25 protein-coding genes are annotated in these 25,066 nt (G+C 58.8%); 10 read left to right on the top strand and 15 right to left on the bottom strand.

What is annotated here, in order from left to right; translation table 11 throughout:
* Positions 1-5 precede the first annotated feature (5 nt).
* The 5 genes from DD236_RS07265 to DD236_RS07250 all read right to left on the bottom strand — a co-directional run bounded on the left by DD236_RS07265 (position 6) and on the right by DD236_RS07250 (position 3,691).
* Positions 6-626 carry a hypothetical protein gene (locus DD236_RS07265; protein ID WP_109093731.1) on the bottom strand — a complete coding sequence of 207 codons (621 nt, stop codon included), beginning with the start codon at positions 624-626 and terminating at the stop codon, positions 6-8.
* A 71-nt stretch (positions 627-697) separates the two neighbouring features.
* A complete protein-coding gene (locus DD236_RS07260) occupies positions 698-2,005 on the bottom strand; it encodes a hypothetical protein (RefSeq protein ID WP_133246075.1) in 1,308 nt (435 codons plus the stop codon).
* Between the two features lie 10 nt (positions 2,006-2,015).
* Positions 2,016-2,714 (bottom strand): ABC transporter ATP-binding protein, encoded by a 699-nt coding sequence (locus DD236_RS07255; RefSeq protein ID WP_109093729.1) that lies wholly within the window; start codon positions 2,712-2,714, stop codon positions 2,016-2,018.
* A 69-nt stretch (positions 2,715-2,783) separates the two neighbouring features.
* Positions 2,784-2,945 (bottom strand): hypothetical protein, encoded by a 162-nt coding sequence (locus tag DD236_RS12060; protein WP_165819859.1) that lies wholly within the window; start codon positions 2,943-2,945, stop codon positions 2,784-2,786.
* A gap of 521 nt (positions 2,946-3,466) precedes the next feature.
* The gene (locus tag DD236_RS07250; RefSeq protein ID WP_109093728.1) at positions 3,467-3,691 is read right to left on the bottom strand and encodes a metallophosphoesterase family protein; all 225 of its coding nucleotides are present in this window, start codon (positions 3,689-3,691) and stop codon (positions 3,467-3,469) included.
* A gap of 85 nt (positions 3,692-3,776) precedes the next feature.
* Between DD236_RS07250 and DD236_RS07245 the strand changes: the two genes are divergently transcribed.
* On the top strand, positions 3,777-4,100 hold the full coding sequence (locus DD236_RS07245; protein ID WP_109093727.1) for a hypothetical protein: 324 nt from the start codon (positions 3,777-3,779) through the stop codon (positions 4,098-4,100).
* A 185-nt stretch (positions 4,101-4,285) separates the two neighbouring features.
* The gene (locus DD236_RS07235; RefSeq protein ID WP_109093726.1) at positions 4,286-4,573 is read left to right on the top strand and encodes a type II toxin-antitoxin system ParD family antitoxin; all 288 of its coding nucleotides are present in this window, start codon (positions 4,286-4,288) and stop codon (positions 4,571-4,573) included.
* Positions 4,574-4,942: 369 nt separating this feature from the next.
* Here the strand turns inward: DD236_RS07235 and DD236_RS07225 are convergent, their stop codons facing one another.
* The 5 genes from DD236_RS07225 to DD236_RS07205 form a co-directional block, all read right to left on the bottom strand.
* Entirely contained in the window at positions 4,943-5,434 is a 492-nt protein-coding gene (locus DD236_RS07225) for a phosphoribosyltransferase (RefSeq protein ID WP_109093724.1), read from the bottom strand.
* A 95-nt stretch (positions 5,435-5,529) separates the two neighbouring features.
* Complete coding sequence (gene hisN / locus DD236_RS07220; RefSeq protein WP_109093723.1) at positions 5,530-6,345, bottom strand: histidinol-phosphatase; 816 nt, start codon at positions 6,343-6,345, stop codon at positions 5,530-5,532.
* On the bottom strand, positions 6,342-7,364 hold the full coding sequence (rsgA, locus tag DD236_RS07215) for a ribosome small subunit-dependent GTPase A (protein WP_109093722.1): 1,023 nt from the start codon (positions 7,362-7,364) through the stop codon (positions 6,342-6,344). The genes hisN and rsgA overlap by 4 nt, the downstream gene beginning before the upstream one ends.
* Complete coding sequence (aroA, locus tag DD236_RS07210; RefSeq protein WP_109093721.1) at positions 7,361-8,767, bottom strand: 3-phosphoshikimate 1-carboxyvinyltransferase; 1,407 nt, start codon at positions 8,765-8,767, stop codon at positions 7,361-7,363. The genes rsgA and aroA overlap by 4 nt, the downstream gene beginning before the upstream one ends.
* Positions 8,764-9,318 (bottom strand): DoxX family membrane protein, encoded by a 555-nt coding sequence (locus DD236_RS07205; protein WP_109093720.1) that lies wholly within the window; start codon positions 9,316-9,318, stop codon positions 8,764-8,766. Before DD236_RS07205 ends, aroA begins: the two co-directional genes overlap by 4 nt.
* Positions 9,319-9,448: 130 nt before the next feature.
* Between DD236_RS07205 and DD236_RS07200 the strand changes: the two genes are divergently transcribed.
* From DD236_RS07200 to DD236_RS12445, 3 genes are all read left to right on the top strand, one after another.
* Positions 9,449-10,054 carry a sigma-70 family RNA polymerase sigma factor gene (locus DD236_RS07200; protein WP_109094073.1) on the top strand — a complete coding sequence of 202 codons (606 nt, stop codon included), beginning with the start codon at positions 9,449-9,451 and terminating at the stop codon, positions 10,052-10,054.
* The gene (gene rsrA / locus DD236_RS07195; protein WP_207785744.1) at positions 10,051-10,356 is read left to right on the top strand and encodes a mycothiol system anti-sigma-R factor; all 306 of its coding nucleotides are present in this window, start codon (positions 10,051-10,053) and stop codon (positions 10,354-10,356) included. The genes DD236_RS07200 and rsrA overlap by 4 nt, the downstream gene beginning before the upstream one ends.
* Before the next feature lie 173 nt (positions 10,357-10,529).
* Positions 10,530-10,604 (top strand): 50S ribosomal protein bL37, encoded by a 75-nt coding sequence (locus DD236_RS12445; RefSeq protein ID WP_423716464.1) that lies wholly within the window; start codon positions 10,530-10,532, stop codon positions 10,602-10,604.
* 186 nt (positions 10,605-10,790) lie between these two features.
* On the opposite strand, the gene DD236_RS07190 is transcribed toward DD236_RS12445, so the two are convergent.
* The 4 genes from DD236_RS07190 to DD236_RS07175 all read right to left on the bottom strand — a co-directional run bounded on the left by DD236_RS07190 (position 10,791) and on the right by DD236_RS07175 (position 18,543).
* Positions 10,791-12,251 carry an amino acid permease gene (locus DD236_RS07190; protein WP_207785743.1) on the bottom strand — a complete coding sequence of 487 codons (1,461 nt, stop codon included), beginning with the start codon at positions 12,249-12,251 and terminating at the stop codon, positions 10,791-10,793.
* 48 nt (positions 12,252-12,299) lie between these two features.
* Positions 12,300-12,896, bottom strand: a complete 597-nt coding sequence (locus DD236_RS07185; RefSeq protein WP_243410071.1) for a GDSL-type esterase/lipase family protein — start codon at positions 12,894-12,896, stop codon at positions 12,300-12,302.
* 115 nt (positions 12,897-13,011) lie between these two features.
* Positions 13,012-14,550: an MFS transporter gene (locus tag DD236_RS07180; RefSeq protein WP_109093719.1), complete on the bottom strand. Its 1,539-nt coding sequence runs from the start codon at positions 14,548-14,550 to the stop codon at positions 13,012-13,014.
* 237 nt (positions 14,551-14,787) lie between these two features.
* Positions 14,788-18,543, bottom strand: a complete 3,756-nt coding sequence (locus DD236_RS07175) for a multifunctional oxoglutarate decarboxylase/oxoglutarate dehydrogenase thiamine pyrophosphate-binding subunit/dihydrolipoyllysine-residue succinyltransferase subunit (RefSeq protein WP_109093718.1) — start codon at positions 18,541-18,543, stop codon at positions 14,788-14,790.
* A gap of 194 nt (positions 18,544-18,737) precedes the next feature.
* On the opposite strand from DD236_RS07175, the gene DD236_RS07170 reads away from it, so the two are divergent.
* The 5 genes from DD236_RS07170 to DD236_RS12370 all read left to right on the top strand — a co-directional run bounded on the left by DD236_RS07170 (position 18,738) and on the right by DD236_RS12370 (position 24,263).
* The gene (locus DD236_RS07170) at positions 18,738-20,093 is read left to right on the top strand and encodes a hemolysin family protein (protein ID WP_109093717.1); all 1,356 of its coding nucleotides are present in this window, start codon (positions 18,738-18,740) and stop codon (positions 20,091-20,093) included.
* Entirely contained in the window at positions 20,090-21,130 is a 1,041-nt protein-coding gene (locus DD236_RS07165; protein WP_109093716.1) for a hemolysin family protein, read from the top strand. Before DD236_RS07170 ends, DD236_RS07165 begins: the two co-directional genes overlap by 4 nt.
* A 366-nt stretch (positions 21,131-21,496) precedes the next feature.
* On the top strand, positions 21,497-22,939 hold the full coding sequence (locus tag DD236_RS07160; protein WP_165819857.1) for a M23 family metallopeptidase: 1,443 nt from the start codon (positions 21,497-21,499) through the stop codon (positions 22,937-22,939).
* Positions 22,940-22,967: 28 nt separating this feature from the next.
* The gene (locus tag DD236_RS07155) at positions 22,968-23,732 is read left to right on the top strand and encodes a glycerophosphodiester phosphodiesterase family protein (RefSeq protein WP_243410070.1); all 765 of its coding nucleotides are present in this window, start codon (positions 22,968-22,970) and stop codon (positions 23,730-23,732) included.
* A 99-nt stretch (positions 23,733-23,831) separates the two neighbouring features.
* Positions 23,832-24,263: a YchJ family protein gene (locus DD236_RS12370; RefSeq protein WP_109093713.1), complete on the top strand. Its 432-nt coding sequence runs from the start codon at positions 23,832-23,834 to the stop codon at positions 24,261-24,263.
* 124 nt (positions 24,264-24,387) lie between these two features.
* On the opposite strand, the gene DD236_RS07145 is transcribed toward DD236_RS12370, so the two are convergent.
* Positions 24,388-24,882, bottom strand: coding sequence for a GNAT family N-acetyltransferase (locus DD236_RS07145; RefSeq protein ID WP_109094069.1), 495 nt, complete (start codon positions 24,880-24,882; stop codon positions 24,388-24,390).
* Positions 24,883-25,066 lie beyond the last annotated feature (184 nt).

Below are 25,066 nucleotides of genomic sequence, written 5' to 3'. Positions count from 1 at the left end.
CGACTCTAATTGCTTCGGGCGAGGAACGCGACCTCTGGGAACAAGGTACGAACCCCACCCCGTCTCGCCCATACAAGGCCCGCTACTATCACAAAGAAGAGTGCCCAAAGAGGCCGGGGAGTTGGATCCAAGGCGGGACCGTAACCAGAGTACGGAGCGTATTCTCCCCAGGGCTGTACAGTTGCCCACAGCAAGATGGGGTACAGGATCGAAAGGCCGACGACGGACGTCAACAACCCACCAAGCGACAACAGAATCAATGCGCAGGCGCCCAGCACAATGGCGTTAGTCATTGCCGGAGTCATTGCGCGTGGAAGCACGTCATATAGTCCGAATTCAGGCGAATCCACTGCGTCTTCCCATTGTGGGAGTAGATGCGTGCGGAGGCCCACGCCAGTGCAGAACACGGCAACAACCGGTAGCAGACACGTGAGCGTGGCAGCGACGAAATAGGACCTGCGCACTCGGCCGGTCAGGGGGACTTCGAAGGAGGGCAGTTCGGCCCGTAAGCAAAGTCCCACGAGCAGGATTGAAAGGATGCCAAGAAGTTCTTGATGGAGAATGGTGCGAATGAGGGGTGAGCCAGGGAATGTGCCATCGATGGCGCCGCGAAGTACGACTGGCATGAGTACACAATAGGCTGTCGCGAGCAAGAGCACCCACCACGGGTGCCTGCCTGTTGCGTACGTTGGTGGGATCACTTGTGGGCCACCGGGATTGAGCTAAGGAGAGCAGGATCGCAACGTTGGAGTTCGTCTTGGTGATCGGCGATGAATGCGCCGGCTTCCCCAGGGCTTCCATCTTTTACCGACTGGCCAAAAGTTGAGACTCGCCCGGTGAAGTTCTGATCTTCGCTCGTCATGACGGCGTCAAATTCAGGTACGCCATGGAGAGCGAATGCTTTGTTGAAGAGGAAGAACTGTATGTTCTCCATGGCTTCTTGTTCTGAGGTGAGCGTTGCTACCCCACTTCCTGATTGCATCGCGATGTAGGTGCAAGACCAGACCCCCGTGCTCCACTGGCCAACTTGGTTGAGGACCTCAGTGGAAATCTCGTGCGATGCACCTGTTTGGTACAGGCCGAGCGTCGCAATTTCGTCGTTGGGATCTGCGAAATCGGTCATTACTTCCGGCAGGGCCGATTGCGGGAGACTAGTTGTTGCCCATTGGATGCCCGTGGCAATGGCGGGAAAGGCAGCGTGCTCCTCAGGGTGTACGCAAACAGTGACTCCTTCAATGTCAGAACAGACGGGTTCGGCATTGTCACTCTGGACTAGTTCAGGCTGGGAAGATACTGCGATAACAGCAACGGTAGCGGGAATGACAAACATTAGATGATGCCCGCGTCTATCGTTCAGAGCCCACAGGAATGTCCCGAGAAGAGCTAGATAGAGACCAATGGTCAATAGGATGCTCTGAAGCGTGGGTTCCCATCCGATACCCGGATGAAACCCCTGCCAAATGGGGGCGATCGACAAGAAGGAAAAACCTTCAGGGAAGAAGTCCGAGAAGAATGCAGTGAGTCCCTCCGGGAGATAAACCCAAGCCATACCCGCTACCCCCGTAACGATGTATGAAAATGGGGCCTTGAGTGCTACCCCTACGAAATACCCACCGGATGTCCACACGGTGAGGAGCAGAATTGTGGTAGCAAAAACTAGAAGGTTGGGACCGCCGGCTGTTGCTTGGATGGCTGTGATAACAATAATCGGGAGAATGCCTATGATCCAGCCGAGAACTCCTGCAATAAGAATGGGAAATGTGTGGGCGTGCGTTATCTCCGCACGGCCGCGGACTGGGATCGGCCCGATTGCAGCGGTGCGCCGAACACTGGCGGTAGACGCGGCAAAGATTGCTAGCACCGGGCCGCTGAGGGCGGTGGCATCGCGAATCAGGAAACTGGTTCTCTGCCACGAGAATATGAGTGAGGAGAATTCTGAAGCAGTGAGTGCCCCGGTGAAAATGGCAATTGAGGCTGTGGTGACGAGGAAGTATCGTGTTGTCACAGGCCGAAAATTACGCATCAAGCACCTCTAAATATCCCGCCTCCAGCTCAGAGGTGCGCGAATCAAGGCCTTGTGGAGCAAAATCTTCGAGTTCGGCCACCGTGCCATCAAATGCGATCACCCCGGAATTGAGAACGATAATACGGTCCGCCATTCGAGCTGCATCGTCAACGAGATGTGTAGAAACAATAGTTGTGGTGTTTTCTGATGCTGCAAGGAGCTGCTTGCGAATCTCAACTCGTTGAGCCGGATCCACGCCAACTGTGGGTTCATCAAGGACTACAACACTAGGGTCGCTCACTAAGGTGCAAGCAAGCCCAAGCCGTTGGCGCTGCCCTCCCGATAGGTGCTTGACCTTCGACCTCGACTTGTCGCCTAAACTAACAGATGCCAAGGCCGCATCGGCCCTGGCATAACACTCCGTACGGGGAAGCCCCGCTGCCCATGCTGCATACGCCACGTGCCGATCAGTACGGAGCCCATCCATCGTCTCAAAGCGTTGCTCCAGATATCCAATGCGTCCCGATGTCTGAATTGTCCCTCTTTTCGGTTTAAGGAGGCCAACAATTGCCTTCATGAGGGTAGTTTTCCCGGCGCCGTTTGGGCCAAGCAAAACTGTGATGCCTTCCGAGATTTCAAGATTCAGCCCGCTGAAGATAGTGGTGCGACCGTAGGAAAAATGGAAGTCGGTGATTGTGACGGTAGACATATGAACTCTCTAGAGTTCGCTGGTAGCGCCCATGAGGTGAACGCTACCAGCGATTCTGTGGTTTGCTTCTTAATTGAAGATCACGCGAGCCGATTGACGCTGCGCTCCGGTCGAAGAGCGCGTTTCGGTGTAGAAGGTCCCTCCCTTATTGGACTTGGTGATTTTCCCGTACACGGTGAACTTAATTGCGGTTCCGCGCTGGTAACCCTCTGCGAGTGTGCGATCGGGCATGCTTCTCTTATCCTCACGAAGCAGTACTGTGACACCTGTGGCGTTACTGCAGCCTGATCGTCCCCCTTGCCCCCATGCATTTCCTGTCGAAAAATTGTGGCCCGGAGTCCATGCATTGAGTTGGCACGCATATGGTTCGATTTCCCCGGTATCGGCAATTGCGGCGCTGGATAATGAAATACCAGTACCGGCAATGAGAAAAAGTGCTGCACTGCTTGCTAAGAACCTACGTTTGATAGACATTGTGCCCTGCCTCTATTCATTTTGGTGAATGACTTATCGCTTCAATTTGATATGTTCGTCAGCTGCAGTGCCGGCAAGCATATCGGTATTTGGATCCGTCGTCTGACGTGATCCTTGTGAGAGGAAGTCCATCAAGTTGAGTGATGAACACCGCCAAACTTCCCTAGTCGAAGAGGTAAAGTCTGTCAGTGCTGTCAGTGCTGTCAGTGTATCAATGAATTGTGGGGATTTGTCGCAAATTCCTACAATGGATTGATTCAAACTTAGGGAATACTGTATCAGCTGTATACTGAACTGGCCTTGGATAGTTCGGACTGCATATGGCTGTTTTCGGTGGGAGGGACGCCGCGATCGTAGACGTCACCGGAAATGAGCACGGCGTCAATGCCGCGCTCGCGAACTAGATCGATGACGTGGCGGCACCAGAGAGCGGAGGCCTCGTGGAGGTCCGCCCCGTGCAGCTTGCGGCCCAGATGCCAGTCTGAGGTATGAAGGATCAGCATGATCCAACCCTAGCCGCCAGCTCCGACGCATTTTGATATCGTGGACGTGGTGGCCGGGAATGGCAACGAGATCAGGTGATCAACGATGAGTTCGGATCTTCAGAAGCATGAACACGATAAGCAAGCCCGTACGCCGTTCTCACAACGGGGCACACTAGATCGCATAGTGACCGTTGGCTATTGGTTACTCATGGCACTTCTGGTGGTGGCAGTAATCATGGCGATTGCTAGCGGTAGCCTTGACTCCGCAGAGCCCACCATGGGATTCGCCTTCCTTCTGTTAGCGTTCCTGTATCCGGCGAACTTGGTGGTTCACGATGAGTCAAGAGGAAAACTAGTAGCTTCTGCCGTGGCAGCCTGCTGCTGGGTTTACCTTGGAATCTATTTTATATGGGGCAGCCTCGCCTAGTTATCCTTGCTGTTCACTCCGTTGACTGGGGGTAGGCAAGACCATGGGAAGGAAATCCACTCGTCCGTCTCTTTCCATACGTAATCGCAGTGGATGACCGAGCGTAAACCAACGAGGCCGTCTTTCGATTGCTATTGGCAGAATATGCCAATCTTGGATATCCTTGACAAGAAAAGGAGGTACCCATGCCCACGAGAAATGTTGTGCTGACATCTCATCAGCAAGAGTTCATTGAAAGGCTAGTTACGGCCGGCCAATATCAAAACGCCAGCGAGGTAATGCGCGAAGGCCTGAGACTTGTGGAGGAAAAAGAGCAAGAGAAACGTGCCAAGTTGGCCGTACTTCGCCAAGCAGCGGAAATTGGATGGCAAGATATAGAATCGGGGCGATTCACGGACGTATCTGCGAAAGAGCTTGGCAGCTTTATCGCCAGTATTGGCGAAGAAGTGTCGCGGTCCATCGAAAGCGATTGATTGATGCGGAATCTTCGGATCGCTTCGGCAGCGCGAGTGGATATTCAGCGAACACTCGAGTGGTCGGAACGGCAGTTTGGGCGGCAGGCACGGCTGCGTTATCAGGCACTCATCGAAGCTGCTTTGCATGATGTACAGAAGGACCCTGAGAGGCCAGGCAGCTTACAGCAGGAGGCGTTGGGTCAGCCAGACGTCAGGATATGGCACCTCAAATACAGCCGTCGAACTGCAAGCAAAGAATATGGAACGGTGTCGGGGCCCGCGCATTTCTTTCTTTATCGCGTGGATAACGATTACGTGATGGTGGGGCGCCTACTGCATGAAAGGATGGCCATACCTAGCTTCCCAGATGAGGCAAGATAACCTAGCCTAGTTATCCTTGCTGTCCACTCCGTTGACTGGGGGTAGGCAAGACCATGGGAAGGAAATCCACTCGTCCGTCTCTTTCCACACGTAATCGCAGTGGATAACCGAACGGGGCTTCTCGTACAGCACGGCAACCTTGATTTGATCGGTGTACTGCGAGCAGATGCCACGCACAAATTCGAGGGTGCGGCCGGAATCGGCAACATCATCCACGATGAGGATCTTCTTGCCGGACATTCCGTGGTTATCCGGAACTGGATCTACGAGGCGCGGATCCAATAGCGTGGTGCCGATCCCCGTATAGAATTCGACGTTGAGCACCAGCATGGACTTCTGCTCAAGCGCGTAGGCGATGGCTCCCGCAGGGATCAGCCCGCCGCGCGCCACGCACACAATGATGTCCGGTTCGTAACCCGATTCCCAGACTTCAGTGGCAAGCTCCCGAGAAGCTTCGCCGAATGTTTCCCATGTCAGTACTTCGCGCACGTCACTCATGAATGTATTCTTGCAGCTTCGGTGGCGCAGTAACTAATTCTGGACAGGTGACGTTGCGCGCTGGGACTGTCCTTCCCAGAGATATGACGCAAAATTCAGGAACGACGACGAAGCGCCCTTCGGGCCGCCTCATGCAACAGCCCGTTCGTGGCGATAGCAGATGTGCCGCTCGCGCCTTCTTCGCCTTCGAGCGAGGTGAACGTCCCGCCAGCTTCGCGCACAACGGGCACAAGCGCAGCCATGTCGTAGAGTTCCAGATCCGGTTCGGCCGCGATGTCCACGCTTCCCTCGGCCACCATCATGTAGCTCCAGAAATCGCCGTAATCGCGGGTACGCCAGCAGGAGGTTGCCAGCTTCACGTAGGAATCAAAGCGTCCGGCATCCCTCCACTCGGTTAACTCGGAGGAGGAGATGGAGGCGTCGGCGATCTCACGGACCCCGGACACCCGGATGGCCCGCGCCTCACCTCCGGCGAATGCAGTAAATGCCCCGAGCCCGGAAGCCGCCCACCAGCGCCTAGCCAGCGCCGGAGCAGTGACAACGCCCAACACGAGTTCTCCGTCCACCTCCAGCGCGATGAGCGTGGCCCACACGGGCACGGCCCGCACAAAGTTCTTCGTGCCATCGATGGGATCGAGGATCCAGCGCCGGCCGGTGTGCTCTAGGGTTCCACCCTGTTCCTCGCCGTACACGGTATCGCTCGGCCGGGCCTGCCCAAGTAGATCCCGGATCAGCTGCTCGGCGGCCTTATCGGCATCGGAAACTGGCGTTAGATCGGGCTTTTGCTCCACCACGAGATCGCCAGCCCCGAATCGCGCCATCGTCAGCTCATCCACGCGATCAGCAATCTCCAACGCGAGCTGGAGGTCATCGCGGAGATCCCCGCGTGAATCATTGGCCAGGCTACTCATTGTGAGCTCCAATCGGTGTTGGTTGATGTTAGAAGCCGCCGGAAAGACTGGACACGGCTGAGGGTAGGTTCTTCGCTCACCTCGGACAGTGCGCATTCGAGCGCGCCCTCCGTGTGAGGGCATCCTCGTGGACAGTCCCGCGCGATCTCCCATAGATCCGCGAAGGCGGCCAACAGATCATCGGCCCCCACGTGGGCCAGCCCGAAGCTGCGAATCCCCGGGGTGTCAATGATGCGCCCGCCGCTTGGCAGGGCGAAGGAGATCGCCGAGGTGGAGGTGTGCCTTCCCTTGCCGGTCACCTCGTTGACGTGGCCCGTGGCCCTGTTGGCGTCCGGTACGAGTTCGTTGATGAGCGTGGATTTGCCCACGCCCGAGTGGCCCACAAGCACGGTTTCGTGGCCTGCGAGTGCGTTTTGCAGAGTTGTGAGGGAGGCAGATGAGGTGGGGGATTCGTCGTCGTCAAAAAACACCTCCGTCACGTAGTACGGAAGCCCCAGCGGCTCGTACCGGGCCAGAAGCCCGGCGGGATCGGCCAAATCGCCCTTCGTGAGGATCAAAAGAGCCTCCATGCCGGCCACGTACGCGGCCACCAGACAGCGGTCAATCATCCCCGGCTTGGGCTCGGGATCGGCTAGGGCGGTAACGATGGCGAGTTGGTCAGCATTAGCAACCACCACGCGATCGCGCCCATCACCCTCCTCCGTGGAGCGGCGGAGTTCGGACGTGCGCTCCTCGATGAGCACCGCCCGCGCCAACGTGTCCTTACGGCCGGAAGTATCGCCCGTAACCCGGACGCGATCGCCCACCACCAGCGCGCGACGGCCAAGCTCGCGGGCCTTGACGGCGCTCACCTCGATTCCGCTCTGCTCCATGAGGAGGCGGTAGCGGCCACGATCAACCGTGAGTACGCGGGCAAGGGGACGGCTCGAATAGTCGGGCCGGATCTTCGTGCGCGGGCGCGATGCGCGGCCCGGGCGCACGCGGACGCGCGGATCGTCGGTTCCTATATCGCGGCTCAAGCGGTTGCCCCGTTGTCCGGGGCGGGGTCGGGACTTGAGGCGGTGCCCTCCGGCCCCTCAACGGGCAGATCCGCGGTGTTGGCGCGAACAACGGCGGCACCCGCAACCATGTCCTGCCACATCTGGGGGAACTGGGGGAGCGTCTTGGACGTGGTGGCGATGTTTTCCACCGAGACTCCTTCGACGCGCAGGCCGATGATGGCGGCGAAGGTGGCCATCCGGTGATCCTCGTAGGTCTGGAGGGTGGCGCCGTGTAGGGGACGGGGTTCGATGAAGAGATCGTCGTCCTCCACCCAAGCCTTGCCGCCCAGACGCTCGAGCTCCGTGGTGATGGCGCTCAGCCTGTCTGTCTCGTGGCCGCGGAGCTGACCGATGTTACGGATAGCAGACGTTCCGGTGGCGAAGGTGGCGACGGCCGCAACAGTGGGAACTAGTTCGCCCACATCGTGCATGTCTAGATCAATCGGTTCTATCTGTTCGGGCCCCTTCACTTGAAGGCGCCCGGCCATCATGGCAACCGACGCACCCATCTGGGCCAGTATGGTTCGAAGCTGATCGCCGGGCTGCTTGGTGATGCGCGGCCAGTTCTGAATCTCCACGAATCCGCCAGTGACCATCGCGGCGGCTAGGAAGGCGCCTGCGTTGGACAAATCAGGCTCTACCTCAACGTTGCCCACGTCAGGGATTCCGGGTAGGACGAGCCAGCGCACGGCGGGGTGCCCGGGGCGCACGGGGCCGGCATCGCGCGGGAAAGTGAATACCTCGATGCCAGAACCTCGCAGCACATCAACCGTCATGTCGAGGTGCGGGGTAGAGGGGATCTGGCCAGCCGTGTGGCGTAGTTCCAGGCCCGATTCCATGCGGGGTGCGGCCAGTAGCATGGCAGAAATGAATTGGGAGGAGGCCGAGGCGTCAATGCCGATACGCCCACCTAGGACGCTGCCGGTGCCGTGGACAGTCACGGGGAGTGTGGCCTGGCCTGCGGCGTTCGTGCCGTGATCAATCAGGACGTCCAGCTGCTCGATCGCGCGCACCACTGGATCCATGGGGCGGACGCGGGCGGCAACATCGCCATCGATCTCCACGTCTCCATTGGCCAACGTTGCTACGGCGGGCAAAAAGCGCATGACCGTGCCGGCCAGTCCCGCGTGGATTGAGGCTCCCCTGAGGGGACCTGGATAGACGAAAAGGGCATTATCGTAAAACTCGAAGCCCGTTCCCATCGCCTCGAGGGCCCGGACCATGAGGACTGTATCGCGGGCAACCAGTGGCTCGCGGATCACCGAGGGCTGATCGCCTAGGGCGGCCAGAACTATGAAGCGATTGGTTAGCGATTTCGAGCCGGGGACTCTAATCGATGTGTTCAGCGGCTGGGCGTGGAAGGGTGCCGGCCATGCGCTCACGGCAGCTTGCCCTTTGACTTTGCGGCAAGGGCGCGATTCTTCTCTTGAAGCTTAGCGATCTTGTTGGCCGATGCGGTGCGTTCCTTCTCGCGGGCGGCCTGGAGTTCGTGGTGCTGGGCGCTCCGGTTGGCCCGGCGCCACCCCAGCGAGGGCTTTCCGGCCAGATCGGCCGCGGCCAGCCCGGCTCCTCCGATCAGGCCCGCGGAAGTAGCCAGCCCCGCAAGGTCTTCCCGGCGCGCGGCACCCGTATGGAGCCAAACCGGATTGTTGGCTAGGGCCAGTGGCACCTGTACGGCTGCTAACACGGCGGCGGAGAAGCGGGGGAACTTCCCCGTGGCAAGCCCGGCGGCGCCAAGGATCTGGGTGATGCCAAGGGCGCGTGTCGCTAGGTCAAGGTTCTTATCCGTGAGCTCGACGCCTGCCTTATCGGCTATAGGCTCAAATACGCGCGCTCGTTCGCGGTGGCCCGCCGGCTTGAGGAGCGCATCGGCTCCAGAGGCGGCGAACGGCGTTGCTAGAAGGGGACGTGCAAGGGCGCGCATAATGCTCATATTCCATTCCTACCGCAAAGTGCGAAGAATGTCGCCCACCAACACGAAAATTCCCAGAATTGGCCGGAATTGATTCAAGCTTCTTCGCGTTACACATGTGAACGAGACAGGTCGGCTACCCTAGATGTTGATGAGCACCAAAACACGAGATACCGCAGAGGTTGAGGACGCTAATAAGCGCGCGGAACGTTTCCAGCGCGAGGCTATGCCGTACCTTGACCAACTGTACGGCGCGGCCATGCGCCTCACGCGAAATCCTCAGGATGCCGAAGATCTAGTTCAGGAAACCTACGCGAAGGCATTCGCCGCCTTCCACCAGTACACTCCGGGAACCAACCTGAAGGCATGGCTTTACCGGATCCTCAATAACACCTTCATTTCGAACTATCGAAAGGCGCAGCGCCAGCCCAAGCAGGCGGACGCGGCCGAGGCGGAGGACTGGCAGGAATATCAGGCGGCCAGCCACCAGTCCAGCGGGCTGGAATCGGCCGAAGCGCAGGCGATTGAGAATCTTCCCGATTCTGAAATCCGCGATGCGCTTGCCAAGCTTCCTGAAGATCGCCGACTTGCCGTTTATTTGGCCGATGTTGAGGGTTTCTCCTATCAGGAGATCGCCAACATTATGGATACGCCAATCGGAACTGTCATGTCACGCCTACACCGGGGGCGCCGCCAGTTGCGCGAGCTCCTCGCTGATTACGCGCGCGGATTGGGATACGGGAAGGAAGAGTCATGAGCGAGCGGGAACCCGATCAGTTCGCGATCGAGCTCGAAGAGAAGATGAAGGACAGCGCCGCCGAATGTACATGTTCGGAGGTGGCAGACCACCTGTTCGAGCTTCTGGATGCCCAGATGCCGAAGGAGCAGGCGGCCCGGCTGCGGTCCCACGCGGAAACCTGTCCTCACTGCAACGAGTTGGCTGAGGCCGAGGTTCACGTCCGCACGATCGTGAAGAGATCGTGTTGCGAGTCTGCCCCGAGTACGTTGCGCGAGAGGATTTCGCGTCAGATTACGGTTTTTAAGATGACGACGAATTAGCAACCAACCCTGCCGCTAACCCCTGCCTACTTGTCCCGGATGGGAGTATGCACTAGCGGTGGCGGTGTGCGATTGGCGTCAGTGATGGGCGCTATGGGGTGCCTCAAGACTCATCTTGCTACACTATTGTTTTGTCGCTTTCCATTGGGCGGCACCTATCTAAGGAGGAACAGATGAGCAGGCGAGGACGTAAGCGCCGCGCTCGTGCCGGCAAGGCCGCCAATCACGGTAAGCGCCCAAACGCATGAGAACAATCGGGCCCGGTTATCCGGGCCCGATTTTTTTGGTGGCTTAGCGCAGATCTATCCAAGTTTGGGGTTGGATTTCAGACTCTATTCTTGAATATTGACATAGCCTCGATATAGACGAAGCAATGCCCGTATTCAAGAATAAAACTGCGTTGAATTGCTAATGCGCCAGCTCTTTCGAGGGCGCTACTTACGTAACTTGAGCAAATAGGTGGCCGAAAGAACAGCCAACCACGCAATCCCCACGGTGATCGCGATGCGCGAGGATGGGAACCACGCCAGCAACACGATCACTGCCACCATGAAGGCCACGGCCAAGCAGGGGCCAACGGGCCACCACGGCACGCGATAGTGTGTCTGAGCCAGCTCTTCCTTGGTCATCTTGCGGCGCATCGCGATATGCGATGCCAAGATCATGAGCCATGTCCACACGGTCGCGAATGTAACGAGCGCCGCGGCGATCTCAAAGACATCATCAGGAACCACTGCGTTGAGGATCGCACCGATTCCGAGGGCCGTACACATGACCACAACAGCCATCCACGGGATGCCATTTCGTGACACGCTCCTGAAGGCCTTAGGTGCGTGGCCATCGCGGGCCAACCCGTACAGAATGCGTCCGGCACTGAACGTATCGGCGTTGATAGCCGAGACGGCTGCAGTAATTACCACGACGTTGAGGATGGAGGCAGCGGCGGGAATTCCGAGCGCATCGAAGATCTGGACGAACGGGCTGGCCTCTCCGGTGATCGCCGTCCACGGCACCAGCATCATGATGACGGTCAGAGTGCCCACGTAGAACAGCAGGATCCGGAAGGGAACCGTGTTGATGGCCTTCGGGATCGAGGAGTTTGGGTCCGTTGCTTCCCCGGCCGTGATACCAATGGTCTCAACGCCGCCGAAGGAGAACACCACCACCGTGAAACACGCGAGGAATCCGGAGATGCCGTTGGGCGCCACCCCTCCGCTGGACCACAGGTTGCTCACGGCGCCCTCCGTGCCGTCGGAAAGCGATACTCCGTGCAGGAGCAGCGCGATGCCGCCGATGATCATCGCAAGGATCGCGCTCACCTTGATGATGCTCAACCAGAATTCGAGTTCGCCAAACACTCGGACGTGGCGGGTATTGATGGCCGCAATGAAAAGGATCACCGAGCAGACCCAGATCCACTTCGGGGTGCCGGGGAACCAGAAACCCATATATACAGCGAAGGCGGTCACGTCTGCGATTGCGACGCTCACCATCTCAAACACGAACGTCCAGCCGGTGATAAAACCAGCGAATGGCCCGAGGTAGTCCGTTGCGTACTTGGCGAATGAGCCGGAAACGGGGTGGCGCACGGCCATCTCACCGAGTGCTCGCATCACCCAGAACACTGCAATGCCGGAGAGTATGTAGGCCAAAAGTACGATCGGGCCGGCCGTTTGAATGGCGGCGGCCGAGCCGTAGAACAGGCCGGTGCCAATGGCAGAGCCGAGCGCGATGAAGCGAATATGCCTCATCTTCAAGCCTCGTTGGAGTCCCGCATCCTCCGGTGGCAGCATGTCATTGACATCTGTGATTTCGCGGTCGCCTTGCTCGGAGTGCGCGCCGGCACCATCAATGTTCCGATCTTCGGTCAGATCGGATGCCCCACTAGAACTCATTGTGTTGATAAACCAGTTTCGTCGTCGTCGAAAAAATACCTCTGTATCCTAGGACGCCGATCCAACTCCTAGCCACTGATTCCACCCATTGTGCAAAACTAGCCACGCCATCAAGCCGTAGCCAGCCTGGCGTGGGACGTACCCATCGGATACCGTCATGTCAGTATTCCACTGTTCATGCTGGATCAAGGGCGTGAATGTGTCTACGTAAGGGATCAGGCGCCGTTCGCATACGTCCGAGAAGGCGCGCGAGAGGTCACCCTGAATCTTCGGGGCAACGTCCCGGCGCGGGGGCGGTCCAACAACAAAGGTTTTCATGCGCAGCCGCTCGGCAGAATCGAGCAGGTTGGCAAGGTGCAGGCGTGCACGTGCTAGAGTCTGCCCAGTATCGAGATCGTGGGAGCCCAGCCCAACAACTAGGCGGCAATCTAGCTCAGAGTCAATACGGCGCTGGACCTCGTCCTGCCAACGGGCCGCTAGCTCAGCAGTGTTTTCGCCCGGAACCGCGAGTTCCATCGCAACCGAGGCAGGCTCGCTTGCTGTGCGGGCCATGACTCTGCCGGTCCAGCCAAGGGAGCGGGCGTCCCCTTGGCCGGCAATCAGTTCGTCGCCTACGAATAGGATTCGGATCTCGGGTTTATTCACACCACTACTTTCGCAGAAAATTTACCGCAATGGGGGAAGCGTCCCGGAATGGTGCAAGAAAAGGTGAAAGAAAGGTGGCGGCATCCGAGGACTAGAGGATTAGAGGACTAGAACATTAGGCAGTGGCCGTGCGCAGGCTTCTCCAAGCGATGGTTGCAGCGATGAGCATGAAGACCACACCGATGATGCTGGTAATCAACACCCCGGAATCGAAGGCGCTGTGGGCCGATTCCATAAGCAAGGCGGCAGTGGATGGATCCAGACCATCGGCCAGATGTGTGGCTCCGCCAAGCGTTTCACGGGCCGTCGCAGCTTGGGCGGCAGTGAGGGAATCTGGGATCGCGATATGGCTGCGGTAGGCGGCGTTGAGAATAGACCCAAGCACAGCGGTGCCCAGCACTGAGCCTGTTTCGTAGGCCGTCTCTGAAATAGCCGAGGCCGCGCCCGCCTTATGAGCGGGGACCGCGCCGAGGATCAGATCGTTGGAGATCGTTTCAGCGGCGCCAACACCGATCCCAAGGATCCCGAAGGCGATCACAAGGCCCAAGTCCCAGCCGGCTGGGCCGGCATAGGCCACAAGCGCGAAGGCTGCGGCGTTGCACAATAGTCCGAGGGCCACGGTGTATCCGGGCCGCAAGTGGCGCACAAGCGGCACAACTGCCAGCCCGGAGGCGATGGTCAGGATCAGTCCCGGCAGCAGGTACATGCCCGCAGTCATAGGGCTGAGCCCGCTGACCAGCTGCAGGTGCTGCGACACGAAGTACAGGAATCCGGCCTGCGAAAAGATGCTGAGCAGGTTCACGGTAACCGCGCCCGAGAAGACGGGGTTCTTGAAGAGCCGGACGTCTAGCATCGGGGTGGCCTCGGTGAGCTGGCGGCGCACGAACAGGCTGCCGGCCACTAGCGCCAAGGCGAGCAGCAGCGTGAGCGGGGCGGACATTCCGTAGTGAGTAAACGTCTTGATCGAGTAGACAAGCGGAACCATCGTCAGCAGAATCAGTCCGATGCTGAGCGGATCCACCCGTCCGGGGTTTGGATCCTTGGATTCCGGAACCAGAATGGGGGCGAGCAAGAGGAATGGGGCCAGCACCGGCACCGCCATGAGGAACACGGATCCCCAGTAGAAGTGCTCTAGGAGGAAGCCGCCAGCAATGGGGCCAAGTGCGGCACCGCCAGAGAAACCGGCCGCCCACACGGCAATGGCCGTGCGCCGTTCGCCCGGCACCGTGAAAATGTTACGGATGAGCGAGAGCGTGGAGGGCATAAGCATTGCCCCGAAGAAGCCCATCGTGGCGCGGCCGGCAATGAGGTAGGCGGCGCTGGGGGCGAAGGCTGCCAGCGCAGAGACAATCGTGAACCCAGTGGCACCGATGAGCAGTAGCTTGCGCCGCCCTATGCGGTCTCCCAGGCTCCCCATCGGAACCAGCAACCCCGCAAGCACTAGTGGGTACACATCCACTATCCACAGCAGCTGCGTGCCCGTCGGGTCAAGAGCCGCCGAGATAAGCGGGACAGCGAACGATAGGGCCGTGCCGTCCACAGAAACAAGCAAAACCGGCAGCATGAGTACCACCAGTGCGGCCCATCGGCGCTTCGCACTTCCAGCGCCGGCGATCTCCGTCTGATGCCGAATTGCTGCCGCGCGGGACTGCATAGCTACCTCATTTCGATTCGTTGACTGTGGTCGTGGCCGAAATACTCTAGCTATTTTCGCCCGTTATTCCAAGGAAAGGCCAGTGCGATTTATGTCATGGAGGCGTGGAAGAGGAGACGCCGTGTGATGCCAGCCCCCGAAACGATAGACGTGACGCAATTTGGAGGGACGACGACGGAGCCTCGCCTCCGCAGCTACTTGCCGAGGCGCGTGGTGACGTGAAGAGACGGCACCACCCTAACGAGCGAAAGCCTCGGCGAGGATCTCCTGGTTCTGCGCGGAATGGTCCTTGCCGCGGCCGGTGGAGGGCGAAGCCGCCGGTGGGCGCGAGACAAGGTGTGGATTGATCCCGAGCTGGCGGAACAGGTTGAGATACAGGTGCTGCCAAGGCCCCTGATTCTCAGGTTCGTCCTGCACCCAATAGATCTCCGCATTGGGGTAATGGGAGAGGGCCTCGCGAAGTTCCTCAACGGGATGCGGATACAGCTGCTCAACACGCACGATCGCGGTAGAGGTATCACCCAAACGCGTCCGATGATCCAGCAGATCGTAGTAGATGCGCCCAGAGCACAGGAGAACTCGGTTGGCTCCGGAGATAGAGGCATCGGTTTCGTTAAGCACGGGCTGGAAGCCGCCGCCGGTAAAGTCCTCAACGGAGGACACGGCACCGCGGCGGCGCAGGAGCTGCTTCGGCGTGACCGCAATCAGCGGGCGGCGCGGGCGCGCATAGGCCTGGGTGCGGAGCATGTGGAAGTGATTGGCTGGGGTTGAGGGCTGGACCACCCACATGTTGTTCTGTGCGCACAGCTGCAGATAGCGCTCGATCCGTGCGGAGGAGTGATCGGGGCCCTGGCCTTCGAAACCGTGTGGCAGCATGAGGACGAGCGAGCTGCGCTGGCCCCACTTTTGCTCCGCGGAGGAGACGAATTCATCGATCACCGTTTGGGCACCGTTGGCGAAGTCGCCGAATTGCGCCTCCCACACAACCAGCGCGTCTGGCCGTTCAACCGAGTATCCGTATTCGAACGCCATCACCGAATACTCGGATAGCGCGGAATCGTAGATCCAGAACTTGGCTTGGTCCTCGGTGAGGGCGGTGAGCGGCGTCCACTCCTCGCCCGTGTTGTGATCATGGACCGTGGCGTGGCGCTGCACAAAGGTGCCGCGGCGTACGTCCTGACCCGACATCCGGATGGGCAGGCCCTCGATGAGGAGGGACCCGAAGGCTAGGAGCTCCCCGAACGCCCAATCGACGTTGCCTTCGCGGCTCATCTTGGCGCGCCGTTCGAAGAGCTGGGCGATCTTGGGGTGGAGAGTGAAGCCCGGGGGGACTTGGAGGTGGGCTTGGCCAATGCGCGCGACGATCTGGCCGGATGTCTGAGACGTCCAGCCCACCATTGTGCCGGCGTCTGACTGCTGGGAAGCCGGAAGCTCTAGACCGCTGATGGCGTCTTCATTCCCGCGGTCCATCTCCGCCTCTGCCTCGCGAACCTGAGCAAATGCATTCTCGAGGGAGGCATGGTAGATGCGCTCGGATTCGGCCGCCTGATCTGCGGTCAACTGGCCGCGCCCGATGAGGGATTCGCGGTAGAGATTACGGGTGGTGCGCTTGGAATCAACAAGGGTGTACATGACGGGCTGGGTCATCGAAGGATCGTCGCCTTCGTTGTGGCCACGGCGCCGGTAGCAGATCATGTCAATGATGACATCCTTGTTGAATTCTTGGCGGTACTGATACGCAAGGTTCGCCACGCGAACAACGGCCTCGGGATCGTCTCCATTCACGTGGAAGATGGGAAGCTGAAGTCCCTTGGCGATATCTGTGGCGTAGTTGGAGGAGCGGCCAGCAACAGGCGCGGTGGTGAACCCAATCTGGTTGTTCACGATGATGTGAATGGTGCCGCCAGTCTTGTATCCGCGAAGCTGGGATAGATTCAGGGTTTCGGCAACCACTCCCTGACCTGCGAACGCCGCGTCACCGTGTACCAAGATGGGTAGGACAGCGTAGCCTTCATCGCCCAAATCTTGGCGATCCTGCTTAGCGCGGACGATTCCTTCGAGTACACCGTCCGCCGCTTCAAGATGCGAAGGATTGGCGGCTAGGTAAACAGAGGTTTGCTCACCGCTCGGCGCGGTGTATGTTCCCTCGGTTCCGAGATGATACTTGACGTCGCCGGAGCCCTGAACCGTTCGTGGATCAACAATTCCATCGAATTCGGTGAAGATCTGTTTGTAGGACTTACCTGCAATGTTGGTCAGGACGTTGAGCCGGCCGCGATGAGACATGGAGATGGCAACGTCCGGTAGCCCATCTTCGGCTGCATGGCACAGGATCTCGTCTAGGGCGGGAATGAGTGATTCCCCGCCCTCAAGTGAGAAACGCTTCTGGCCCAAGAACTTGGTGTGGAGGAAGCTCTCGAAGGCCTCGGCCTCGTTGAGTTTGGAGAGGATGTGATACTGGTCCTCGGCCTTCATCGGCTCTTGATCGTCCTCCAGCCGGCGTTGGAACCACTTGCGCTGGGTGGGATCGGAGATGTGCATGTACTCGTATCCCGCGGTTGAGCAGTACGCGTGGCGCAACCTTCGCAGCATCTCGCGAAGCGTCAGCGATGCACTCTCAGAAAAATCACCGGTGGGGAACTCGCGGTCCAAGTCCCAGACGGTCAGTCCGTAGCTCGAGAGATTCAGATCAGGGTGGCGCAACGGCCGGAACGCGAGCGGATCCAGATCCGCGATCAGGTGACCGCGTGATCGATACGAATGGATAAGCCGGGCGATGCGGGCGGGGCGATCAAGTTCGCGAGTCACGTCATATTCGACGTCGCGTTCCCAGATATAGGGGGCGGCAGGCACGTGCAGGGAGTTGAATACCCGCTCGTAGAAGCCATCAACGCCGAGGAGCTTGCCCTCCATGATGCGGAGGAAATCACCCGAGGCGGCGCCTTGGATGATGCGGTGATCATAGGTGGAGCTGATTGTCACAACCTTGGAGACGCCCATGCGGGCTAGGGAGCGAGCTGAGGATCCGGCGAACTCCGCGGGGTAGGTCATCGATCCAACACCCACGATCAATCCTTGGCCGTTCATCAGCCGGGGCACGGATTGGGTTGTGCCGATTCCCCCAGGGTTCGTCAGGGACACGGTGGCACCCTGATAATCATCGATGGTCAACGTGTTCTCGCGTCCGCGCAGCACGAGGTCCTCATACGCGGCAAGGAATTGATCGAAGGTCTTGAGCTCCGCAGCTTTGATGGACGGCACAACAAGCGAGCGGGAACCATCCGCCTTCTTCACATCGATAGCCAGCCCGAAGTTGACGTGCTCAGGGTGGTAAATCGCGGGCTTTCCATCTGCAAGCGTGTAGCTGTTGTTCATGGCCGGCATCTCAACCAGAGATTCAACCAAGGCGTAGCCGATCAGGTGGGTGAAAGAAACCTTTCCGCCGCGCGTCCCTTTGAGGTAATCGTTGATGAGTGCGCGATTATCGAACATGATCTTCACCGGAATATTCCGAAACGAAGTGGCCGTTGGGACGGTCAGCGAATTGTCCATGTTCTTGGCAACAGACTTTGCCGCGCCCTTGAGACGCTCAGTTTCATCGGTGGCGATTGGCTCGGTGGACGGAGCATGCTGGTAGTGCTTGGCGTATGCCGTCAGCGCCGGTTCGGCAGCTGAACGCGGCGCGGGCGGAAGGTCTGCACGTTCGGTAGAAACGCTCGCGGATGCCAAACGGGAATCGGAGGTTGAATGAACGCTGATTTGTGCTTGGGCGGTTTGGGGATCGGGGCGCGCGGGTTCAGCCGGTGAGCTCACGGTCGCCTCGTGGCCCTCATCCTCCCAACGCCGGAAGAGCTCGCGCCACTGGGGTTGGACGTTGCTCCTATCGGCAAGATACTCGTTGTAAAGATTCTCAATGAATCCTTGATTTGCACCGAAATCTTCAGGCTGCTGCTGGGTCACTGTTGCCTCATCTACGAGTGGGATGAACAACATCTACCATACGTGACGTTCGTCCCAAATTCATAGTTGGCCCAGTGGTGTGATTGGGGCCGCACCATAGTGCAGGTTTATACCCTTGCAGGGGTGCCTATCGGACGAGTAAAAAGTGATGCCGGTTAATCTTATAGACATTCAGATCAAGGCAACTAAAATGGCTGCATTATGGCAATAACATCACGTTATCTTCGATGACAGACATATTTCTTCTCCTTCTTGGGGTAGTGCTCACATTGGGCACCGCCGTGTTCGTGGCCGCCGAGTTTTCGCTCGTAGCGTTGGACCCCGTAACAGTCTCTTCTGCCGCTGCTACGGATGCCCGGGCCGCCTCAGTGAATCGGGCATTGCACAACCTCTCACTCCAGCTTTCCTCGTGCCAAGTGGGAATCACTCTGACAACAGTGCTCCTCGGATACGTAGCGCAGAACCCGCTTGCGCGGATCATCGATGGGCCACTGCAATCGGCAGGTCTCGCTCAGGCTGCTTCCGTTGCGCTCGCTGCAACCCTTGCTTTCATTCTGGTGAATCTGTTCTCCATGCTCTTCGGGGAGTTGGTCCCCAAGAACATGGCGTTGGCCAACGCTCTGAGCGCCGCCGCACGTGTTTCGACCCCGCTTCGCATCTTCACCGCGGTGTTCCGGCCGATCATCGTGGTACTCAACAATTGCGCAAACTGGATCCTTCGAAAGGTAGGAATCGAGCCAGCTGATGAGCTTTCTGGGGCGCGATCGGCCAGTGAGCTAGGCGCCCTCGTACGCCGTTCCGCCGAAGCCGGGACGCTTGATGTTGATACCGCGCGCCTCGTAACCCGCTCCATCGGGGTGGGAGATCTGACGGCCGTGGACGTGATGACGGATCGGGTTCGCATGGATGTGCTGGCGGAGGGAGCTAGCGCCGCAGACGTTGTTGCTGCCGCCCGCCGCACGGGTTTCTCCCGCTTCCCGGTTATTGGTACGAATGTGGACAACGTCCGCGGGATCGTGAATCTGCGCCGTGCCATCGCCATTCCGTACGAGCGGCGGGGCGATGTCCAGGTCACCAGTGCCTCGCTTATGTCAGACGCCCCTGAGGTGCCCGAAACGATGAGGCTTGCCGAACTCCTCGTGGAACTACGCGATCAGGGTCAGCAGATGGCCGTAGTAGTAGACGAATATGGCGGTACCTCGGGAATCGTGACGCTGGAAGACGTAGTTGAGGAAATCGTTGGTGATGTGGCAGACGAACACGATCCACGGGCCGCGTCTGCCTTCCGTGGCGTTGACGGAAGTTGGTCCGTCTCGGGATCGCTGCGCCCAGATGAGGCATCGCGTTATTGCGGCCTCGACATCCCGGATGATGGCCCTTACGAAACACTGGGTGGCCTCATCATGTTCGAGTTGGGCCGAATGCCCGCGGTGGGAGACTCCGTGAAAGTAGGCGGGGCCGAACTGCATGTTAAAGCGATGGACGGATTGAGAATTGATCGGGTTCGGATTGAGGAGAATAACGACGACGGCGGGGCAGTGACTCGCGATGGCAATACCGCTGAGGCGGGTGGTGAGGAATGAGCACACCACTCGCACTTGGCTTGACGGTTCTGCTCTTGACGCTCAACGCCTTCTTTGTTGCATCTGAATTTGCGCTCACGGGATCACGCCGTTCGAGGGTTGAGCCACTCGTGAAGGAATCGGCCGCCGCCCGGAAGGTGCTGTGGTCTATCGAGCACTTATCCAGGATGCTCGCCGCGGCTCAGCTGGGCGTGACGCTGTGTTCGGTTGGTCTGGGCGCGCTGGCGGAACCTGCCATCGCCCATCTTCTTGCGATCCCGCTGGAAAGCCTCGGGCTGAGCCCTGCGGTGGTGCACGGAATCGCCTTCGTTGTTGCGCTGCTTCTGGTGGTCAGCCTCCACGTGGTGCTTGGTGAGATGGTTCCAAAGAACGTCTCTGTGACCCACCCTGAGAAATCTGCACTTAAGCTTCTGCCAGCGCTCCTGCTTTTCGAGAAGGTCTTCTATCCCGTTGTTGCCGTGCTCAACTGGTGCTCGTTGGGCGTGCTCAAGCTCTTCAGGGTGCAGCCGAAGGACGAGGTTGATTCGGCCTTCACGGCTAGCGAGGTTGCCTCCATCGTGGCTGCCTCTCAGGCGGCGGGTGTGCTGAGCGATGAACAGGGGCTCATTACCGGTGCTCTCGAGTTCTCGGATCACACCGCACGCGAGGTTATGGTCCCCGTGGAAGATGTTGCGGGCGTAGCACGTGGTGTGACAGCCGCCCAGATTGAACGGTCCGTCGCAGTCACCGGATTTTCGCGCTTCCTCGTGCGCGCCAACGGAAACGTTATTGGCTACATCCATATGAAGGACATTTTGAACGTAGCCGAGGCCTCTAGGGACGAGCCGTTGCGAGACTGGGTTATCCGCCCGCTTGTTTCCGTACATCCCGACGATGAAGTAGAAGACGCCCTTGCCGTAATGCAGCGATCTCGTACCCATCTTGCCAGTGTGATCTCCGAGGGAGACGTTATTGGCATCGTCTTCCTTGAGGACATTCTGGAGGAGCTGGTGGGCGAAGTACGTGACTCTATGCAGCGTGACGAGCGCCGGCAGTAGTAGCGCTGGGCCGTCACGTGTGGGAGATCACTATTGGGGTGAATGCGTGCGGGACCAAGGTCGTGGATAAACTGGCCCGGTGTCCTGTGTTGGACTCGCGCCAGCTCGGCGCGAAAACGTTGGGATAGCGGGAAATGAGAAATATACTCTCCAATGTGCCTACCGAACGTTCGAGCAACATAACGGCCCCGTTACTTTGTGTGACGTATTAGATGTACATAGAAACTGGCGGCATAACCCCACTTTGAGGGTGGAGTCAGAGATAATCTTGCTAATGCCTGTATCTGAATGGCCGATGCTCCGTTATCATTTTGTAATAGTTCTTCGAGGGCAGCGATCCTCGTCCGCGACAACACTGGAAAGGGTGTGAAGGTCATTCAGGAAACGCGCGAATCTCGTCGGCAGGATGGCACGCGAGTAGACCTAACACCTTCTCAAATCGAGTTCTCTCGTCGGATGGCTGAAGAAGCGGCCCGCCGGAAGGCTGTGCGCGAAGGTGCTGCACGCCGTAGAGCTCGCCAGGCTGAGTTCGCCGCTAAGGAACAAGCTGAGTTTGCTGCTAAGGAACGGCTAGCGCAAGAGGAGCTCGAGAAGGAACGGCTTACCAAAGAGCGCCTCGTCAAAGAGCATCTAGCTCAAGAGAAGCTGGCCCGAGAAGAGTTCGCGAAAGAACGGCTGGCCCGAGAAGAGCTTACGCAAGCCGAGCCGAGCCAAGAACCTGCCGCCGCGCAGCCAGACCCCACTGACGATCTGTCCGAAACGGACGTCATGTCCAATGCTGAGGTCTGTGAGGCAGTCACTGAGGGACAGATTCTTTCGCGGGTGGAACGGCGCCGGCGCGAACGCGAACGCGCTCTCCAAAATCACGGAGAGAACGACGGCTTCACCAAACCCAGTGCGCAGGATACGATCCCGACCGCGCCTTCGGCGGACGACGTGGAGTATTCGGCAGGGCGCGCAACCCGCGTTGCGCCGCCGCGAAAGCCGCGCCAGAAGCCAGCCGGGTCCACTCGGCCCGCCCAGCGCTCTGGTAAGAAGTACCTGCTACAGGGAATGACGCTGACAACTCTCGCGGTGGGCGGTATCTCAGTCCCGTTGGTGGGCACCGGATATCTCGGTGGCGGAGCGGCCGAGGCTGCTCAGCCGATCACCGAATCGATCGTGGGCGGTTCAGCCGCGCAGGTGAGCACCCCGGACTCGTTGGCTGGCGATACAACGGCTACGCTTCGATCGGATGCCACCTCCGTGAGCGAGCAGGCCAGTGAAGACACCACCGCTCAGTGCACTCCCGAGGGAGCACAGGGCATGCGGGCGGCTTTTGTGGAGCAGAATTCCTCCTCAGTGGTATTCCCGCTCGATTCTGGTGTTTTCCACCGGACCTCAGATTTTGGGCCGCGAACTGATCCTATCCACGGCGGGAGCTCCTACCACGCCGGTCAGGATTACGCTGCTCCGTCAGACACCCCGATCTACGCGATCGCCGATGGAACGGTCACTTTTGCGGGCGGGAGCACCGCGGGCCGTTCACCCAATACGATCGTTGTCGAACACGAGATAGATGGCAAGACCTACGAATCGTGGTATGTGCACATGTGGGATCACGGTGTGCAGGTCAACGTGGGCGATAAGGTGACCGCTGGCCAGCAGATCGGCCTTGTGGGATCGAACGGCAACTCGACCGGACCGCACCTGCATCTGGAGATTCACGATCCAAGCCTAGGTTCGGCTGAGGACGTTGAAACTCTCATTGATCCGGACGCCTTCCTGTCCGAACAAGGCGCGATCGATATCAGTCAGCTCTGTGAATAACGGCCATTCCCACCGCAGGATTTACCCTGTGGAAACAGAAGGGGCCGGGCCCCTTGTGATTGCTCACCGCGGCGGCGCCAACGAGTATCCCGAGAACTCGATCGCAAGTTTCCAAGCGATGCAGGGAGCCGGTTTTACCCATATCGAGACTGATGCGCACGCAACCTCTGACGGTGTGGCCGTATTCGCGCACGATCCAGAGCTTGACCGCACCACGGACGCCACTGGCAATATCGCTGATTACACATGGAACCAGCTGGCCAAAGTGCGCGACGCTTCCGGTAATCGGCTTATGCGCGTTGACGAAGTGTTGGATCAGTTCCCGGACATTATCTTCAACATCGATGCGAAGTCCGACGCGGTGGTAGGTCCACTCACTTCGGCCGTTCGCCGAACGCGGGCCGTGGAATCCGTGTGCCTCGCCAGCTTCAACGAACGCCGCCTCGGCCGGATTCGTTCCGCTCTGCCCGGAGTAACAACATCCATGGGAATGGCAGCGATCGCACGAGTTGTGGGTGCGGCCGTGCTGGGCGGCTCCGGGCGCGGGCTTCTGCGCGCGCTTCCAGGGCCCGAGGCTGGCGTTGATGTTGCGCAAGTTCCCTTCGATTACCGCCGGATTCCAGTGCTCACACCGCGATTCATCGCCGCCGCTCACGCCCGTGGAATAGCCGTGCACGCCTGGACTATCAATGACCTCGCCGAGGTGGACACCCTCGTGAGTTGGGGGATCGATGGCATCATCACAGACGAGCCCACCGCGGTCCGCAATCACCTAGCAGCAGGCAAGCTCTAAAAGTCTAGTGACGAGAGATCGCAGTGCCTCTTGTGTGAGCCCTTATTCCTGCAAGAGACTCATGAGAGTTTGACACCCGCCCGGCCTCAACGGTCTACTATGGGAAAACTATGCTCGTCATCCACCGCCGGGAGTTTTGCAGTGAATATTAGACCATTGCCGGAGGCCTCATTTTGCCCGTGCCAGAGCGGTAAGCCCTACGCCAAGTGTTGTGGGCCCTATCATCGTGGAGCCGCTGCCCCCACCGCTGAGGCACTGATGCGCTCGCGATACAGTGCATTTGCGCTGGGTCTGGAAGATTATGTTCTAAGCACCTGGGAGCCTCGATATCGCCCCGAGGGCGCCGAAATCGACCCCGAGATTCAATGGCGCCGCCTCGTCATCCTAGACACTGAGGACTTTGGGGACACTGCCACGGTCGAATTCCGCGCCCACTGGCGCAACAAGATGGAGCGCGGGATTATGCACGAGCGGTCTAGCTTCGTGCGCGAGGATGGGCGTTGGTTTTACACGATTGGCGTCCAGCTCTAGGTTTTTATCGACGACGACGGCTCACCTCCCCGTCCGGAGATTTGATGCAATTTCGGAGGTTTCGGGAGTTGGGTTCCGAACGTAACCCTCGTGACCGAAGGTAACTCTGGTGGCTCGTGAGTATTTATGGCTCGACGAAACCAAGCTTGGAATACAGGGAGTAGGCCGAGGATGACGTTCCTTCACCCACTCTCAGGGAAATCTGAGTATCGTCTGCAGCTTTACACGCGGAGATCAGGCTTGTCACGAGTGCCCGTCCTATACCTTGTTTACGATATCGAGGGGATACGAAGAGATCGATGATGAATGGTCCAGAAAGCTCCGGATCCCAGATCGATTTAGTGACAGTCAGTATTGCCCCTGCGGGTGTGCCCTGATGAAAGGCGATCAAGTTTGCGCTGGTGCGAAGCTGTCCGAACTCACCCGCAAAGGTAGCTTCAATTTCGGCCTTCGCCTCGAATAGATCTGGGGCGCCGATTTCTGGTGGATAGCTTGCCAAGTACAGCTGCGCAAGATCCTCGAGATCAGCCGGTCTAATCTCCCGGATTTCTGAGTCGGCATCATGGGCTGGCTCGGTCTGAGATTTGTTGAGGTCGAGAGTCCGAAGGTCAGTTGTCATGCCTACATTGAATCTGAACGTGGCGGGGTCATTCAATCTGATACTCCACCAAAGGCTGGGGGGTGCCCCTATGTTGTTTGTCAAGCTGCTTGGGCTAGTTCTGGGGTGTCGTAGAGGGTGTTGTCTCGGAGCATGGCGTACAGGACGGTGAGTCTGCGGTGTGCTAGAGCGATGATGGCTTGGT

It is taken from the genome of Ancrocorticia populi, from assembly GCF_003123745.1.
GTDB classification, from domain to species: Bacteria; Actinomycetota; Actinomycetes; order Actinomycetales; family Actinomycetaceae; genus Ancrocorticia; species Ancrocorticia populi.
Note: the sequence above shows the minus strand (reverse complement) of the source record. Positions and strands in the feature narration are given on the sequence as shown.